We start from the raw sequence: 15,652 nt of genomic DNA on the forward strand, positions 1-15,652 counted from the left end.
CAAGCTGATGCAGGATTGACGAAAAATCACCGAAGATGTGCGGTTTTACGCTACATTTCGACGATATCGCAGCCCAACGTCTGAAAGACCCACATGGACCTACGCAAACTCAAGACCCTGATCGATCTGGTGTCTGAATCGAACGTTTCCGAACTCGAAATCACCGAAGCCGAGGGCAAGGTTCGCATCGTCAAGGGCGGCGGCGCCATGGTGCAGGGCTACGCGCCCATGATGCCCATGCAGCAGGCCATGCCGATGGCCGCTGCTCCGGCACCGGCTGCCGCCCCGGCTGCAGCAGCCGAGCCCGCAGCGGCGGCAGTGCCGGCCGGCCACAGCGTCAAATCGCCCATGGTGGGCACCTTCTACCGTGCCAGCAGCCCCGGCGCCACCCCGTTCGTCGAGGTTGGCAGCACGGTCAAGGAAGGCGACACGCTGTGCATCGTCGAAGCCATGAAGATCCTGAACGAGATCGAGGCCGACAAGGCCGGCACCGTCAAGCAGATCCTGTGCGAAAACGGCGATGCCGTCGAATTCGGCCAGCCGCTGTTCATCATCGAGTAAGTCTTTCCGCTGCCGGCCCCCTCGGGCCCGGCCGGCGGCACTTCCTGCCCTGGATGCGCACGCGGCCCGCCTGAGAGCCCGGCGCTTTGCCGCAGAGACCCCTGAAACTGGCCGGGCAGGCCATCCCCGCGCCGCAGACGCAGCGCCAGGAGGTCGGGAGCGGCAGGAGAAAACACATGTTCAAGAAAATTCTGATCGCCAACCGTGGAGAGATCGCCCTGCGCATCCAGCGCGCCTGCAAGGAAATGGGCATCAAGGCGGTCATGGTGTATTCCGAGGCCGACCGCGAAGCCAAGTACGTGAAGCTGGCCGACGAGGCCATCTGCATCGGTCCGGCGCCCTCCGCGCAGAGCTATCTGCACATGCCGGCCATCATTTCGGCGGCCGAAGTGACCGATGCCGAGGCCATTCACCCCGGCTACGGATTTCTGAGCGAGAACGCTGACTTTGCCGAGCGCGTGGAGAAAAGCGGCTTTGCCTTCATCGGCCCTACCGCCGAGTCGATCCGCATCATGGGTGACAAGGTGTCGGCCAAGCATGCCATGATCAAGGCGGGTGTGCCCTGCGTGCCCGGCTCCGATGGCGAACTGCCGGATGATCCGGCCGAGATCAAGCGCATTGCCAAGCAGATCGGCTATCCGGTGATCATCAAGGCCGCCGGCGGCGGCGGTGGCCGCGGCATGCGCGTGGTACATACCGAGGCCGCGCTGATCAACGCCGTGGCCATGACCAAGGCCGAAGCCGGCACTGCCTTCGGCAACCCCGCGGTCTACATGGAAAAATTCCTGCAGAACCCGCGTCATATCGAGATTCAGGTGCTGGCCGACACGCACCGCAATGCGGTCTATCTGGGCGAGCGCGACTGTTCCATGCAGCGCCGCCACCAGAAGGTGATCGAGGAAGCCCCTGCCCCCGGCATCAACCGCCGCGCGCTGGAGCGCATCGGCGACCGCTGTGCCGCTGCCTGCCGCAAGATCGGCTACCGTGGCGCCGGCACCTTCGAGTTCCTGTACGAGAACGGCGAGTTCTACTTCATCGAGATGAACACACGCGTGCAGGTGGAGCATCCGGTGACCGAGATGGTGACGGGTATTGACATCGTGCGCGCGCAGATCCAGATCGCTGCCGGCGAGAAGCTGCCGTTCACGCAGCGCCAGATCCTGACGCAGTCGCGCGGCCATGCGATCGAGTGCCGCATCAACGCGGAAGACGCCTACAAGTTCATTCCGTCGCCCGGCCGCATCACCGCCTGGCATCCGCCCGGCGGCCCCGGCGTGCGCGTGGACAGCCATGTCTACACCAACTACTTCGTGCCGCCAACCTATGACTCCATGATCGGCAAGCTGATCGTGCATGGCGACACGCGCGAGCAGGCCATGGCGCGCATGCGCACCGCCCTGGGCGAGATCGTGGTGGAAGGCATCAACACCAACATCCCGCTGCACCGCGAGCTGATGGTGGATGCCCGCTTCATCGAAGGCGGCACCAACATCCACTACCTGGAAGAGTGGCTGCACCAGCGCGAGCGCTGATTTTCGGCCCCTTCGACGACCCGCCCCGTGCGGGTCTTTTTCCTGATTGATTGTCCGAGGTTGTCATGTACGAACTGCGCCTGCTCTGTCCCGAAGCCGATGTCGACGTGATCTGCGAAGCGCTGGATGCGCTCGATGCGCTGAGCGTGTCGGTGGAGGACGCCGACGCCCATACCGAAGCCGAGCAGCCGCTGTTCGGCGAGCCGGGCATGCCGGCGCCGCGCGAGGGCTGGCAGCGTTCACTGCTGGTGGCCCTGTTTGCGCAGGAGGAGCCGGCGCGCGAAGCGGCCCGCCTGGTGCAGCTGCAGGATTTCTTTGCCGGCTCCAGCGTCGTGGGCGTGCAGAACGTGCCCGAGCAGGACTGGGTGCGGCTGACGCAGTCGCAGTTTGCGCCGGTGGACATTACGCCTTCTTTCTGGATCGTGCCGAGCTGGCACGAGCCGCCCGCCGAGGCGCAGCAGGTGATCCGGCTCGATCCGGGTCTGGCGTTCGGCACCGGCACGCATCCGACCACGCGCATGTGCCTGCGCTGGATTGCGCGCCACGGCCAGCCGGGTGATGCCGGCAAGCTGGGTACGGTGCTGGACTATGGCTGTGGCTCCGGCATTCTGGCGATCGGCGCTGCCAAATTCGGCGCCACGCAGATCGATGCGGTGGATATCGACCCGGCTGCGGTCGAGTCCACGCGCATCAATGCCGACAGCAACCACGTGACGCTGAACGCCGGCCTGCCGGATCTGGTGGACCCGGCCGAAGGCCGTTACCAGACCGTGCTGGCGAACATCCTGGCCACGCCGCTGAAGGTGCTGGCGCCGCTGCTGGTGGCGCATGTGGCAGCTGGCGGCCATCTGGTGCTGGCCGGCATTCTGGAGCGGCAGGCCGATGAGCTGAAGGAAGCTTACGCACCTTACATCGCGCTGGAAGTCTCCGACAGCGAGGATGGCTGGATCCTGATGACCGGGCGCAAGCCGGCCTGAATCTCAATTTGGCGGCGGAGGCTGGCGGCGCGCCGAACCTGGCCCACTATGCGGGCGTCCTGATGGTTCCTGTTGCAGGCCCCGCCAGATGGGTGTCGCTCGCCTCCCTTGCTCACCCTCGCTTCCTGTTCCTTGTATGACCCGGCACCGTCCGGCTTTTTCCGTTCTGACCCATGTCCATCCTGATTTCCGGTTCCGTCGCCTTTGACCACATCCTCGAGTTCGGCGGCCATTTTGCCGAGCACATCCTGCCCGGCCAGCTCGACAAGCTGAGCGTTTCCTTCCTGACGCCGCAGATGCGCAGCGACTACGGCGGCTGCGCCGGCAATATCGCCTATGCCGTGCGCCAGCTGGGCGGCACCGCGCTGCCGCTGGCCACCGTGGGGCAGGACGGCGGGCACTATCTGGAGCGCCTGCGCCAGCTGGGCATTTCGACCGAGCATATCGCGGTGGCGAATGACTGCTACACGGCCCAGTGCACCATCGTGACGGACAACCGGCAGAACCAGATCACCGCCTTCCACCCGGGCGCCATGGCGCAGGCGCACCTCAATCCGGTGCCGCAGGACAAGCCGATCGGCGTCGCCATCGTCTCGCCCAACGGCAAGGAGGCCATGCAGCAGCATGCCGAGCAGCTGCATGCGGCGGGCATTCCCTTCGTGTTCGATCCGGGTCAGGGCATGCCGATGTTCAATGCCGAGGAACTGCAGCGCCTGATCGATCTGGCGACCTGGACCACGCTGAACGAATATGAAGCCCTGCTGCTGTGCGAGAAGCTGGGCTATGACCGCGCGGCGCTGTCGCGCCAGTTGCGTGGCCTGGTGGTGACGCTAGCCGAATCCGGCTGCGAGGTCTGGCGCGAGGGCAGCTGCGAACTGGTGCCGGCAGTGGCGCCGGCCGCCGTGGTCGATCCCACCGGCTGTGGCGATGCCTGGCGCGGCGCGCTGCTGCACGGGCTGGAGCAGGGCTGGGATCTGGCGCGCTGCGCACGCCTGGGCAACTACATGGGCGCGCTCAAGGTAGCCCATCGCGGACCGCAGAACTACCAGGTGGATCCGGCGGTGGTGGCCGGCTACTGAGCGTCGCGCGTAAGCACGGGCACGGGCACGGGCACGGGCACGGGCACGGGCACGGAGCCATTGTGGCCCTGCCATGAAGAGCACATTCGCCTGACCTAGCTTCGGGCGCAACAAGGCCGCCCTCCTCCTCGCGGAAGAAGGCGGCAAAGCCGGACGCCGCGCTTGCCTGCGGAGCCCGGATCCTTCAGTTCGTCAGGACCCTGAAGCGCGTGCGCTCAGGGCTTGCGGCCAGACGGGAAAGGCCAGGCGGCTTGCGGATTCAGCTGGGTCTTGGCAGCAGGCGCTGCCTTCACCGGGCTTGCCTTGGCGGCAGCCGTTTTGCGGGGTGCGCTCACCTTGGTGGCGGTCGTGATGGCTGCGGCCTTGGGTGCTGTGGCCTTGGGTGCCGCTGCCTTGGGTGCCGCTGCCTTGGTGGCCGCCTTGGGTGCTGCGGCTTTGGGTGCAGCCGCCCTGGACGCCACGGCCTTGGCAGCAGGCTTGGCGGCCGTGCTCGCGGACTTGGCAGCAGCTGTTTTCTTCGTTACCGGGGCCGCGGCGGTGGCTGCCGCCGCGTCGGCGGACTTGGTGCTGGTGCCTGTCTTGCTGGTGGCAGACTTCGCCGCAGCTGCCTTGGGCTCAGCCGGTTTTGCCGCGGCTGCAGGGGATGCCTTCTTCACGGTGGCTGCCTTGGCAGCAGTCGTCGTGGCCGTTGCGGGCTTGGCGGCGGCCTCAGCGACTGCGGGTTTGCTGGCGGCCGACTTGGCTGCTGCGGCAGGTTTGGCAGCGGTCGTCTTGCTTGCGGCGGGCTTGGCTGCGGCCGGTTTGGTCGCTGCCTTGACAGGGGCAGCCGCCTTGGTTGCAACCGCCTCAGCCGCAGCCACCTTGGTCGCACTCGCAGCGGGCTTCGCCGCAGCCGCCTTGGCTGTCGTTGCAGGCTTGGCGGCAGCCGCCGTCTTCGCAGTAGTCGCCTTCACCGCAGTCGCTGCCGCCTTGGCCGGAGCCTTGCGTGCAGCGGGTTTGGCGGCGGTGGTGGTCGGGGTGGCAGCCTCGTCCGCCTTGCTGGCGGTGCTCTTGGGGGTAGCCGGTTTCTTGGCAGTGGCCATCAGGGTCTCCTTGTGATCTCAAGCGTGCGGCAAGCAGCGCTTCCGGCGGCACGGAACACCGGAAACGACCCAGGGCGCCCACCCCCGACGGGGATGCGCGCCTTGAATTCAAACGGACTGCCTGCCTCTGCGCGGCCCTGGGGCCCACGCGCTGGTCAGGAAGACCTCATATTGTGACCGACATCATTCCCATGAGAGCGCCCCGCCGGTCTGGTACTCGATCACGCGGGTTTCGAAGAAGTTGCGCTCCTTCTTCAGGTCGATCATCTCGCTCATCCACGGGAATGGATTGGTTTCGTTCGGGAACAGTTCTTCCAGGCCGATCTGCGTCGCGCGGCGGTTGGCGATGTAGCGCAGGTAGCCCTTGAACATCGAAGCATTCATGCCGAGCACGCCACGCGGCATGGTGTCTTCGGCGTACTGGTACTCGAGCTCGACGGCCTCGCGGAACAGCGCGCGGATCTCGTCCTTGAAGGCAGGCGTCCACAAGTGCGGGTTCTCGAGCTTGATGGTGTTGATCAGGTCGATGCCGAAGTTGCAGTGCATGGATTCGTCGCGCAGGATGTACTGGTACTGCTCGGCGGCGCCGGTCATCTTGTTCTGGCGGCCCAGTGCCAGGATCTGCGTGAAGCCGACGTAGAAGAACAGGCCTTCCATCAGGCAGGCGAACACGATCAGCGACTTGAGCAGCAGCTGGTCGGCCTCGGGCGTGCCGGTGCTGAAGTCAGGGTCGGTCAGCGCGTTGATGAAGGGGATCAGGAACTGGTCCTTGTTGCGGATGGAGGCGATCTCGTTGTAGGCGTTGAAGATTTCGCCCTCGTCCAGCCCCAGCGATTCGACGATGTACTGGTAGGCATGGGTGTGGATCGCTTCCTCGAAGGCCTGGCGCAGCAGGAACTGGCGGCACTCGGGCGCCGTGATGTGGCGGTAGGTGCCGAGCACGATGTTGTTGGCGGCGAGCGAGTCGGCCGTGACGAAAAAGCCCAGGTTGCGCTTGACGATGCGGCGCTCGTCTTCGGTCAGGCCGTTGGGATCCTTCCAGAGCGCAATGTCGCGCGTCATGTTCACTTCCTGCGGCATCCAGTGGTTGGCGCAGGTGGCGAGGTATTTGTCCCAGGCCCATTTGTACTTGAAGGGCACCAGCTGGTTGACGTCGGTGTGGCCGTTGATGATGCGCTTGTCGGCGGCGTTGACGCGCTGGGCCAGCGCGTGCGCCTCCCGTTGCGGAGAGGACAGTGCCGCAGCCGCAGCCGCAGACCGGGGTTGCGCGGCAGCAGGAGAAATGGCAGGTGAGGCGTCTGCGAGGGCAGTATCGTCGTCCCAGGTGAGCATGGTAAATGTCCTGTTTTCTGATTATGAAAGTAAGTGCGCTTTACGGCAAAGCCAAGTTGGCGTCCCTACAGGGAAAATCCGCATGTGTTGCGTGCTGGCGTCGGAGTGGCGGCTGGCAGCAGCGTCAGTTCCAGGCATGCGGGCCAATGGACAGCAGCTGGTCGAGCGGTTCCCCTTGCACGCCGCCCTGAGGTGAATAGCGGTACACCGCCTGCGAGGCAGGCTCGATGGCGATGTAGTCGCCGCCTTCCTGCGCCAGCGGCCAGTTGCCGGACAGCAGGCGGTAGACGGCAAGTTCCGGGCTGCTGGCGGCCGCCGACCATTCGACGGCTGCAAACTGGCTCGGGAAACGCGCGGTTTCGATGAAGGCAATGCTCATGGCTGACTCCCTGGAAAAGGCCGCACCCGCCGGTGCGGCAACGCGAAAACTCACTGGCAGGCTTCGCAGCCCGGATCGTCGATGGCGCAGAAGCGCACGTCTGTGGCGGCTGGCGGCAGTTCCGCCTGGTTGTCCGCACTGGCAGACCCCGGTGCCTGCGGCTGGAGCTGCCGTGCGCCCGTCTGCATGGCGCCGCTCATCGCGATGCCATTACTGCCCACATCGGAGGACACCGCGTTCAGCTTGCCGGCCTTGATGGTCGACTTTTCGGCATGGGTGGCGGCCATGGTGCGCAGGTAGTAGGTGGTCTTGAGGCCGCGCAGCCAGGCCAGGGTGTAGGTGTCGTGCAGCTTCTTGCCGCTGGCGCCGGCGATGTAGATGTTCAGGCTTTGTGCCTGGTCGATCCACTTCTGGCGGCGCGAGGCGGCTTCGACCAGCCATTGCGGCTCCACCTCGAACGCGGTGGCGTACAGGGCCTTGAGGTCTTCCGGCACGCGGTCGATCTGGCGCAGCGAGCCGTCGAAGTGTTTCAGGTCCATCACCATCACTTCGTCCCACAGGCCCAGGCGCTTGAGGTCGCGCACCAGCGCGGCATTGATGATGGTGAACTCGCCGCTCAGGTTGCTCTTGACCGACAGGTTGCCGAAGCAGGGCTCGATCGAGGCATCGACGCCGATGATGTTGCTGATGGTGGCCGTGGGCGCAATCGCCACGCAGTTGGAGTTGCGCATGCCGTGCTGGCGGATGCGCTCGCGCAGGGCCTCCCAGTCCAGCGTGCTGCTGCGGTCCACTTCGACGTAGCCGCCGCGGGCCTGCTCCAGCAGGGTCAGGCTGTCCAGCGGCAGGATGCCCTGGTCCCAGAGCGAGCCGCGGTAGCTGCTGTAGCGGCCACGCTCCTCGGCCAGCGCGCTGGAAGCCTCGTAGGCGTAGTAGCAGATGGCTTCCATGGACTGGTCGGCAAATTGCACCGCTGCATCGCTGGCGTAGGGCACGCGCAGCGCGTACAGCGCATCCTGGAAGCCCATCAGGCCCAGACCGACCGGGCGGTGGCGCAGGTTGGAATCGCGCGCCTTCTTCACGGCGTAGTAGTTGATGTCGATCACGTTGTCGAGCATGCGCATCGCAGTGGCGATGGTCTTGCGCAGCTTGGCGTGGTCTAGTTCCTTGCCCTTGGCGCCGTCCGCGAGGTGCTGCAGCAGGTTGACCGAGCCCAGGTTGCAGACGGCGATCTCGTTGTCGTTGGTGTTGAGCGTGATCTCGGTGCACAGGTTGCTGGAGTGCACCACGCCCACGTGCTGCTGCGGGCTGCGCACGTTGCAGGCATCCTTGAAGGTGATCCAGGGATGGCCGGTTTCGAACAGCATGGACAGCATCTTGCGCCACAGGTCCACCGCGGGCAGGGTCTTGCTCGGGCTGATTTCGCCGCGTGCCGCTTTCTCTTCGTAGGCGACGTAGGCCTGTTCAAAGTCGGCGCCGAACTTGTCGTGCAGGTCGGGCACGCTGGAAGGCGAGAATAGCGTCCATTGGCCTTTTTCCATCACGCGGCGCATGAACAGGTCGGGAATCCAGTTGGCGGTGTTCATGTCATGCGTGCGGCGGCGGTCGTCGCCGGTGTTCTTGCGCAGCTCCAGAAACTCCTCGATGTCCAGATGCCAGCTTTCCAGGTAGGTGCAGACTGCGCCCTTGCGCTTGCCGCCCTGGTTGACGGCCACGGCCGTGTCGTTTACCACCTTGAGGAAAGGCACCACGCCCTGCGATTCGCCGTTGGTGCCCTTGATGTGGCTGCCGAGGGCGCGCACACGCGTCCAGTCGTTGCCCAGGCCGCCGGCGAACTTGGAGAGCAGCGCGTTTTCCTTGATGGCTTCGTAGATGCCGTCCAGGTCGTCCGGCACCGTCGTGAGGTAACAGCTCGAAAGCTGCGAGCGGCGCGTGCCGCTGTTGAACAGCGTGGGCGTGCTGCTCATGAAGTCGAACGAGGACAGCACCTCGTAGAACTCGATGGCGCGTGCCTCGCGCTCGATTTCGTTCAGCGCCAGGCCCATGGCCACGCGCATGAAGAAGGCCTGCGGCAGTTCGATACGGCGCTTTTTCACGTGCAGGAAGTAGCGGTCGTACAGGGTCTGCAGGCCGAGGTAGTCGAACTGGTCGTCGCGCTCGGGCTTGAGGGCGGCGCCGAGCTGCTTCAGGTCGAACTGCAGCATCTTTTCGTCGAGCAGTTCGGCCTCTACGCCCTCTTTGATGAATTGCGGGAAGTAGTCCGCATAACGCATGGCCAGCTGCTCGCGCGTAACTTCCTCGCCCAGCACTTCGCGTGCCATGGTATGCAGCAACAGGCGGGCGGTGACGTAGGTGTAGTCGGGGTCGAGCTCGATCCTGGTGCGTGCGGCCAGGATGGCGGCCTTGTGCACTTCGGCCAGCGGCACACCATCGTAGAGGTTGCGCACGGTTTCGCTGATGATGACGTCGGGCTGCACGTCGGCGCCGAGGCCGGTGCAGGCGGTGCTGATCAGGGTGCGCAGCGCGGCTTCGTCCAGCGGGGTGCGGATGCCGTTGTCCAGCACGTGCAGCACGGGCGCAGGGGCCACGGCCTGTTGTTGCGCCTGCTGCTGGGCGCGCTCCTGCGCACGCTTTTCGCGGTACAGCACATAGGCGCGGGCCACCTCGTGGTAGTCGCTGCGCATCAGCTGCAGCTCTACCTGGTCCTGCACGTCCTCGATGTGGAAGGTGCCGCCGTTGGGGCGCGAGCGCAGCAGCGCCTTGACCACGCCCTGCGTGAGCTGCTCGACCACCTCGCGCACAGTGCTGGAGGCAGCGCCCTGCGAACCATGCACGGCCAGGAAGGCCTTGGTCATGGCAACGGCGATCTTCTGCGGCTCGAACGGCACCACGGCGCCGTTGCGGCGAATGATCTGGTAGTGGGCGTAAGGGGAGTCGCTGCTGGCTTTGGGGGCGCCATGCACCGGCTGGAACGGCGTGGCTGCGGCGAACGTGCTGGGAGCGAGGGTGGCGGACATCGGGACTTCCTGCTGGGAGCGGCCGGCGCAACGGCTGCGGAGAATGGGGGCTGCTTGCCCTACCGGGACGGCACCCGGATTGCACTGCGCTGCAAGGGTGCCGCGCCCTGCCCTCGCCGCCTGTCGCCCTGTCTGGCGGAGGTGCGCGGCTGGTTGAGTGGAAAGCGCGTGAGGGGAATCATAACCACATATCTAGTGTCGATCATAGATAGAAACGCTATTGGTGGTGTTTTTGACTGTTTTTTGGACAAAACAGGGCCGCCCTCTCTCCCACGTGGAAAGCGCTTGCCTCAAAATAGGGGGAGGCGCTGAAACAGGCTGTGTACAAGGGGGCGCACAGGCGTCAGCAGGCCCGTGCAGTGCGGCTTTTTCTGCGCAGATCAGGGCTTGATTACTCTGAAATTTCAGGGTGCAACTTGCTCAGGAAACCATTCCCGCGGCCAGTGCGTGAGCTGCTGCAGCCGCGGCCAGTCGAAGCCGGGACCGGGGTCCTGCTTGCGGCCGGGTGCGATGTGTTCGTGGCCGGCCACATGGGCCAGCGGGTACTGCAGGCGGATGGCTTCGCCAAGTTCGGCCAGCGCCTGGTACTGGGCCGGCTCGAAGGTATCGCCTTCCAGACCTTCCAGCTCCACGCCGATGGAATCGTCATTGCAGTTGCTGCGTTCGCGCCAGCAGGAGGGACCTGCGTGCCAGGCGCGGTCATCGCAGCTGACGAACTGCCACAGGCTGCCGTCGCGCCGGATCAGGAAATGGCTGGACACTTCCAGCCCGCGGATCTGCTGGAAGTAGGGATGGGCGTCCCAGTCGAGCGTGTTGGCGAACAGCTGCAGCACTTCGGGGCCACCGTACTGCCCCGGTGGCAGGCTGATGGAATGCACGACCAGCAGGTCGATGCACGCGCCTTGCGGGCGCGGGCCGAAGTTGGGCGAGGGCTGATGGGCGGCGTGGCGATACCAGCCGCGGTTCCACAGAGGCTGTCTCATGCGGCCGCCTTGGGGATGCCTGCTGCCGGAGTCAGGCGCTCCGCAGGGGTCTGGGGAGCTGCCAGTGTATGCCGAGCCGATGGAGCCCGACGAGCAGCCGCGCTCCCTGGCGGCCTCTTCATGACGATACCCCGTTGTGTTCCGCCGGGCTGCGTGCGCCGAGGCGCGCATGCTCCTTGCTGCAGAACCATTGGCCGTCATGCTGCACCCCGTCCTGCCGCACCACGTGCACACCGCAGTGGGCACAGCGCACCGTGGCCTGCGGCACGCGCGGCGCCTGCGCGGCACGGCGCTCGCGCAAGGCATCCTTGCGGTTGCTGTTCCAGATCCAGAAGGCGATCGCGACGACCGCCAGCACCACCAGGTATTTCATCGCTGTGTTCGGGTTGGCTGCTGACTGCGTGCGGCAATGCACGGGCTCACAGCGGGGTAAGGGAATGACGGTGCAATGCCGCGCACACCCGCTACGGGAAATGGTGCGTCGGCAGGCAGGACTTGGCGCCAGTGCGGCGCATGCGACAGATGATCAGCCACGGTGCAGCACCACCTCCAGCATGAAGTGGTAGCCTACATAGCTCAGCAGCAACAGGCCGGCACCGGCATACACCATGCGCACCGCACGCTGACCGCGCCAGCCCAGGCTGTGGCGGCCCCAGAGCAGGGCCGCGAACACCACCCAGGACAGCAGGGAGAAAATGGTCTTGTGGCTCCAGCGCCAGTGGCTGCTGGTGACTGCGCCATACAGGTGCTCGCTGTAGAACCAGCCCTGCAGGATAGTGATGGTAAGCAGCACGAAGCCCAGCGTGACGAAGCGGAAGGTGAGCCGTTCGAGCGTGAGCAGGGGCAGCATCTTCGGCCCCTCGTCAGCGCTTTCGTCTCGCAGCAGGGCCGGGCCTTCGCGCATGCGGGCTTCGGCGCGCGTCATCAGCCAGGCGTGCCAGACCGCGACGGCAAACAGGCCGTAGGAAGCCAGCCCCAGCGCGAGGTGCAGCGGCAGCAATTCGGAAGTGGCGGACTTGAGCGGCGATCCGGGAAACAGCCAGGCCAGCAGCACGGTAACCGCGCCGGTGACGGCCAGTCGCCAGCGCAACTGCATCAGCGGGTAGTTGATGCTTTCGACCGCATAGGCCAGCAAGGCCAGCCAGGCCGTCATCGACAGGGCCGGGCCGAAACCGAAGCGCGGCGGACTGGTCAGCCCGAGGCCGATCACTACGGCATGCAGCAGGGCCGCCACGCCGAGCAGGACGGCGCCGGTGCGGCTCAGCTTCGCCCGCCCATGACACACACCCGCTGCAGCCAGATAGGCGGCCGCGCTGGCAAAGGTCAATATGGGGACGTAAGACTGGGCACTGGCTACAATCATGGACTACAGTTTATCTTCTCCGGCCATGGCTTGTAGCGGATGGGTTTGCTCCGTGTCAAATCCCCGCCGACTGCCCGCCGCCTCGCCTGGCCGTACACCCCCTTCCGAAAGCGCCCTGCCCCATGGCTTCCGCACTCACCGACAAACTCTCGCGCCTCGTCAAGAACCTGAGCGGCCAGGCGCGCATCACCGAAAGCAACGTGCAGGACATGCTGCGCGAGGTGCGCATGGCCCTGCTCGAGGCCGACGTGGCGCTGCCGGTGGTGAAGGACTTCATTGCCCGCGTCAAGGACAAGGCCATGGGCCAGGAGGTGCTGGGCTCGCTCAAGCCGGGCCAGGCGCTGGTCGGCATCGTCAACCGCGAGCTGGCCGCCACCATGGGCGAGGGCATCAGCGACCTGAACCTGTCGGTGCAGCCGCCGGCGGTGATCCTGATGGCGGGTCTGCAGGGTGCCGGTAAAACCACGACGACCGGCAAGCTGGCCAAATACCTGATCGAGAAGCGCAAGAAGAAGGTGCTGACGGTGTCCGGCGACGTGTACCGCCCGGCCGCCATCGAGCAGCTCAAGACCGTGACGCAACAGGTGGGGGCCGAGTGGTTCCCCAGCTCGCCCGACCAGAAACCGGTGGACATTGCCCGCGCGGCGCTGGACTATGCGAAGAAGCATTACATCGACGTGCTGCTGGTGGATACGGCCGGTCGTCTGGCCATCGACGAAGCGCTGATGGCCGAGATCAAGGCGCTGCACGGCGCCGTCCATCCAGTGGAAACGCTGCTGGTGGTGGATGCCATGCAGGGCCAGGATGCGGCCAATACCGCCAAGGCCTTCAAGGAAGCGCTGCCGCTCACCGGCGTGGTGCTGACCAAGCTGGATGGTGACTCGCGCGGTGGTGCAGCGCTGTCGGTGCGCAAGATTGCCGATGCGCCGATCAAGTTCGCCGGTATCAGCGAGAAGATGGACGGTCTGGAGCAGTTCGACGCCGAACGCCATGCCGGCCGCATCCTGGGCATGGGCGATATCGTGGCGCTGGTGGAACAGGTCACTTCCGGCGTGGATATGGAGGCTGCTCAGAAGCTGGCGGCCAAGGTCAAAAAGGGCGACGGCTTCGACCTGAACGACTTCCTCGGCCAGCTGCAGCAGATGAAGCAGATGGGCGGCCTGTCCAGCCTGATGGACAAGCTGCCCACGCAGATCACCGCCAATGCCAAGCCCGGCGATCTGGACCGTGCCGAGAAGGACATCAAGCGCAAGGAAGGCATCATCTGCAGCATGACGCCTCAGGAGCGCAAGAAGCCCGAGCTGATCAAGGCCACGCGCAAGCGCCGCATTGCGGCCGGCGCCGGTGTGCAGGTGCAGGAAGTGAACCGGCTGCTCAAGGAATTCGAGCAGATGCAGGAGATGATGAAAAAGATGAAAGGCGGCGGGCTGATGAAGATGATGCGCCGCATGGGGGGCATGAAGGGGCTGGGTGGGCTTGGAGGCCTGGGAGGCGGTGGCTTTCCTGGGGGCGGCTTCCCTCCTGGAGGAGGCTTGCCTCGCTGAAGCCTCTTGGTACGTTAGAGGCGGAATAGAAAATGCCGGCAAGTAGCCGGCATTTGTTTTTCTGCATGCTGGCGCGGCAAGAACCACGCCATCAGTCAAGCTGCCTTAATTCGGCGGATCGCGGTGGCGCGTGTTGGACACCGCCGTCAGGATGCCGATGCCCAGCAGGACCACGGCGCCGATGATGATGTAGAGCTGCGGTACGCCAGCCACCGTTGCGCCCCAGGCGAGGCCGCCGATGACAATCAGGAAGCCGATCATGTAGAGCAGGAAGGACATGTTGTTTCTCCTTGAAGTGCTTGCATGTCCTGCATTGTGATCAGCCCTGCCAGGGTGCCCTATCGGCCGGTTACTGCATCGCGCGTCAGTGCGGTCCGACACGGTCGCCTTTCAGCGACCGTGCTGTTGAAGACCCTTCCCAAGCCCGCTCAAGGCTTCGCAAAGGCGGAATATGGGCGCTTCTGGCTGACCGGGGCAAAGTCCAGCTTGCCGCCTTTCCATTGCAAGGGGCGCCAGCAAACCTCTGCCTCGGCACGCGAACGGAACTGCGTCTGACCGCACAGCGGCCCGCCTACGCCCAGCCAGACGCGCGCGGTTTGCCCGCTTCGCTCCAGGTAAACGCCCGACACGCCGTGGGTGAAGGCCTGCTTGGCAGAGCCGGCCGCATCGCTGACATAGACGCTGACGGAAGCTCCGCCGGATCCCCCGGAGAAGTGCGAAGCCGCACCATCGCAGTCGAACTCGCCTTCATTGATCACGTAGTCCGCCCGGCCATCGCCGGTGATGTCGGCAGTCTGCAGCAGGCGCGGTGAGCGCTCCGGACGCCCTCCCACGTCCTTGCACTGGGCTCGCATGTCGGCAATGTGGGCCTTGACAGGGGCTGGCAGAGCGGGAGCCGCCATGGCCGCGGAAGCGCCCAGTCCCAGCCCCCATACCGTCAACAACAACCCGCTCGCCCATTGATTTTTGCGCATGAGCATCTCCTTGGAAATAAATTGTTTGAATTATATTGGCACTACTGTGTAAATTGAACGGGCGTTTTTCGTCATATAGATAGACATAAAGATCAAGGTCTTCTGACGTTTTCCGGAGTAACCGCTCTCTGGATTCCATCTGGGCCCCTTCTCGCCGCTGAGCCCGCCCAAGGCCGGCCAGCTGGTCACGGTGCGCTAGGACGGGTTGCCCGGCGCCCGTCCGGTGACGGTGAATTTCCGCTGACGGATTGCGCTGAAATATAACGAAACACAGCGAAACCCCGCCGAGATGACCGCGGCGGGATGCCCCGGCACCATGGAAGCATGTTCCACCCTCTCCTGAAGGAGCTTCCATGAAACCCTGGATCAAACGCATCGTGCTGGGCTTTGCCGGCATCACCCTCGTCGTTGGCGGCCTGACGGCCTGCGGCGTTTCCCGCTATCACGGCACGGGCAGCATGAGCGAGGCCGACGCCACCGCCTGGCGAGCCAAGCAGATCGAACGTGTGGCCGATCGCCTGGATCTGGATGCCGCGCAGAAAGCCAAGCTCGCCGCCCTGGGCGAAATGATGGCGCTGCAGCGCAAGGCCCTGCGCGGCAATGCGGACAACCCGCGTGCCGAATTCCAGGCGCTGATTGCCGGCCCGAAGTTCGACCGCACCGCGGCCCAGAATCTGGTGCAGCAAAAGACCGACGCCATCCGCGCCGGCAGCCCGCAGGTGATTGCCGCCATGGGCGACTTCTATGACAGCCTGCGCCCCGAGCAGCAGCAGAAGGTGCGCGATTTCATGCAGAAGCAGAAGCGCTTTCGCCGCATGTAAGGCAGGGCATC

The 15,652-nt window shown here is 65.1% G+C and carries 15 protein-coding genes; 6 read left to right on the forward strand and 9 right to left on the reverse strand.

The annotated features are described in order from the left end of the window. Positions 1-93: 93 nt before the first annotated feature. The 4 genes from accB to KKQ75_RS08960 all read left to right on the forward strand — a co-directional run bounded on the left by accB (position 94) and on the right by KKQ75_RS08960 (position 4,149). Positions 94-561 carry an acetyl-CoA carboxylase biotin carboxyl carrier protein gene (accB, locus tag KKQ75_RS08945; protein ID WP_213361648.1) on the forward strand — a complete coding sequence of 156 codons (468 nt, stop codon included), beginning with the start codon at positions 94-96 and terminating at the stop codon, positions 559-561. 176 nt (positions 562-737) lie between these two features. After that, positions 738-2,093 carry an acetyl-CoA carboxylase biotin carboxylase subunit gene (gene accC / locus KKQ75_RS08950; protein ID WP_213361649.1) on the forward strand — a complete coding sequence of 452 codons (1,356 nt, stop codon included), beginning with the start codon at positions 738-740 and terminating at the stop codon, positions 2,091-2,093. Between the two features lie 65 nt (positions 2,094-2,158). Continuing rightward, entirely contained in the window at positions 2,159-3,070 is a 912-nt protein-coding gene (gene prmA, locus KKQ75_RS08955; RefSeq protein ID WP_213361651.1) for a 50S ribosomal protein L11 methyltransferase, read from the forward strand. Positions 3,071-3,243: 173 nt separating this feature from the next. Continuing rightward, complete coding sequence (locus KKQ75_RS08960) at positions 3,244-4,149, forward strand: carbohydrate kinase family protein (RefSeq protein WP_213361653.1); 906 nt, start codon at positions 3,244-3,246, stop codon at positions 4,147-4,149. A 215-nt stretch (positions 4,150-4,364) separates the two neighbouring features. On the opposite strand, the gene KKQ75_RS08965 is transcribed toward KKQ75_RS08960, so the two are convergent. The 7 genes from KKQ75_RS08965 to KKQ75_RS08995 form a co-directional block, all read right to left on the reverse strand. Then, positions 4,365-5,231 (reverse strand): histone, encoded by an 867-nt coding sequence (locus tag KKQ75_RS08965; protein ID WP_250131049.1) that lies wholly within the window; start codon positions 5,229-5,231, stop codon positions 4,365-4,367. Positions 5,232-5,414: 183 nt separating this feature from the next. Then, the gene (locus KKQ75_RS08970) at positions 5,415-6,563 is read right to left on the reverse strand and encodes a ribonucleotide-diphosphate reductase subunit beta (RefSeq protein WP_213361654.1); all 1,149 of its coding nucleotides are present in this window, start codon (positions 6,561-6,563) and stop codon (positions 5,415-5,417) included. A gap of 124 nt (positions 6,564-6,687) precedes the next feature. Further along, positions 6,688-6,942: a hypothetical protein gene (locus KKQ75_RS08975; protein WP_213361656.1), complete on the reverse strand. Its 255-nt coding sequence runs from the start codon at positions 6,940-6,942 to the stop codon at positions 6,688-6,690. A gap of 50 nt (positions 6,943-6,992) precedes the next feature. Beyond that, the gene (locus tag KKQ75_RS08980; protein ID WP_213361660.1) at positions 6,993-9,956 is read right to left on the reverse strand and encodes a ribonucleoside-diphosphate reductase subunit alpha; all 2,964 of its coding nucleotides are present in this window, start codon (positions 9,954-9,956) and stop codon (positions 6,993-6,995) included. A 404-nt stretch (positions 9,957-10,360) separates the two neighbouring features. Further along, positions 10,361-10,939, reverse strand: a complete 579-nt coding sequence (ampD, locus tag KKQ75_RS08985; RefSeq protein WP_213361662.1) for a 1,6-anhydro-N-acetylmuramyl-L-alanine amidase AmpD — start codon at positions 10,937-10,939, stop codon at positions 10,361-10,363. Between the two features lie 118 nt (positions 10,940-11,057). Beyond that, positions 11,058-11,312: a PP0621 family protein gene (locus tag KKQ75_RS08990; RefSeq protein WP_213361664.1), complete on the reverse strand. Its 255-nt coding sequence runs from the start codon at positions 11,310-11,312 to the stop codon at positions 11,058-11,060. Positions 11,313-11,465: 153 nt separating this feature from the next. Further along, a complete protein-coding gene (locus KKQ75_RS08995) occupies positions 11,466-12,302 on the reverse strand; it encodes a cytochrome C assembly family protein (RefSeq protein WP_213361666.1) in 837 nt (278 codons plus the stop codon). Between the two features lie 122 nt (positions 12,303-12,424). Here KKQ75_RS08995 and ffh point away from each other — a divergent pair, with 122 nt between their 5' ends. Further along, complete coding sequence (gene ffh, locus KKQ75_RS09000; RefSeq protein ID WP_213361667.1) at positions 12,425-13,846, forward strand: signal recognition particle protein; 1,422 nt, start codon at positions 12,425-12,427, stop codon at positions 13,844-13,846. A gap of 105 nt (positions 13,847-13,951) precedes the next feature. On the opposite strand, the gene KKQ75_RS09005 is transcribed toward ffh, so the two are convergent. Beyond that, entirely contained in the window at positions 13,952-14,125 is a 174-nt protein-coding gene (locus KKQ75_RS09005) for a SoxR reducing system RseC family protein (protein WP_143280527.1), read from the reverse strand. 149 nt (positions 14,126-14,274) lie between these two features. Next, positions 14,275-14,820, reverse strand: a complete 546-nt coding sequence (locus KKQ75_RS09010; protein ID WP_213361669.1) for a hypothetical protein — start codon at positions 14,818-14,820, stop codon at positions 14,275-14,277. A gap of 353 nt (positions 14,821-15,173) precedes the next feature. On the opposite strand from KKQ75_RS09010, the gene KKQ75_RS09015 reads away from it, so the two are divergent. Further along, positions 15,174-15,641 (forward strand): Spy/CpxP family protein refolding chaperone, encoded by a 468-nt coding sequence (locus tag KKQ75_RS09015; protein ID WP_213361671.1) that lies wholly within the window; start codon positions 15,174-15,176, stop codon positions 15,639-15,641. Positions 15,642-15,652: the final 11 nt, after the last annotated feature.

This window comes from Brachymonas denitrificans, from assembly GCF_907163135.1.
In the GTDB taxonomy this organism is placed as follows: domain Bacteria; phylum Pseudomonadota; class Gammaproteobacteria; order Burkholderiales; family Burkholderiaceae_C; genus Brachymonas; species Brachymonas denitrificans_A.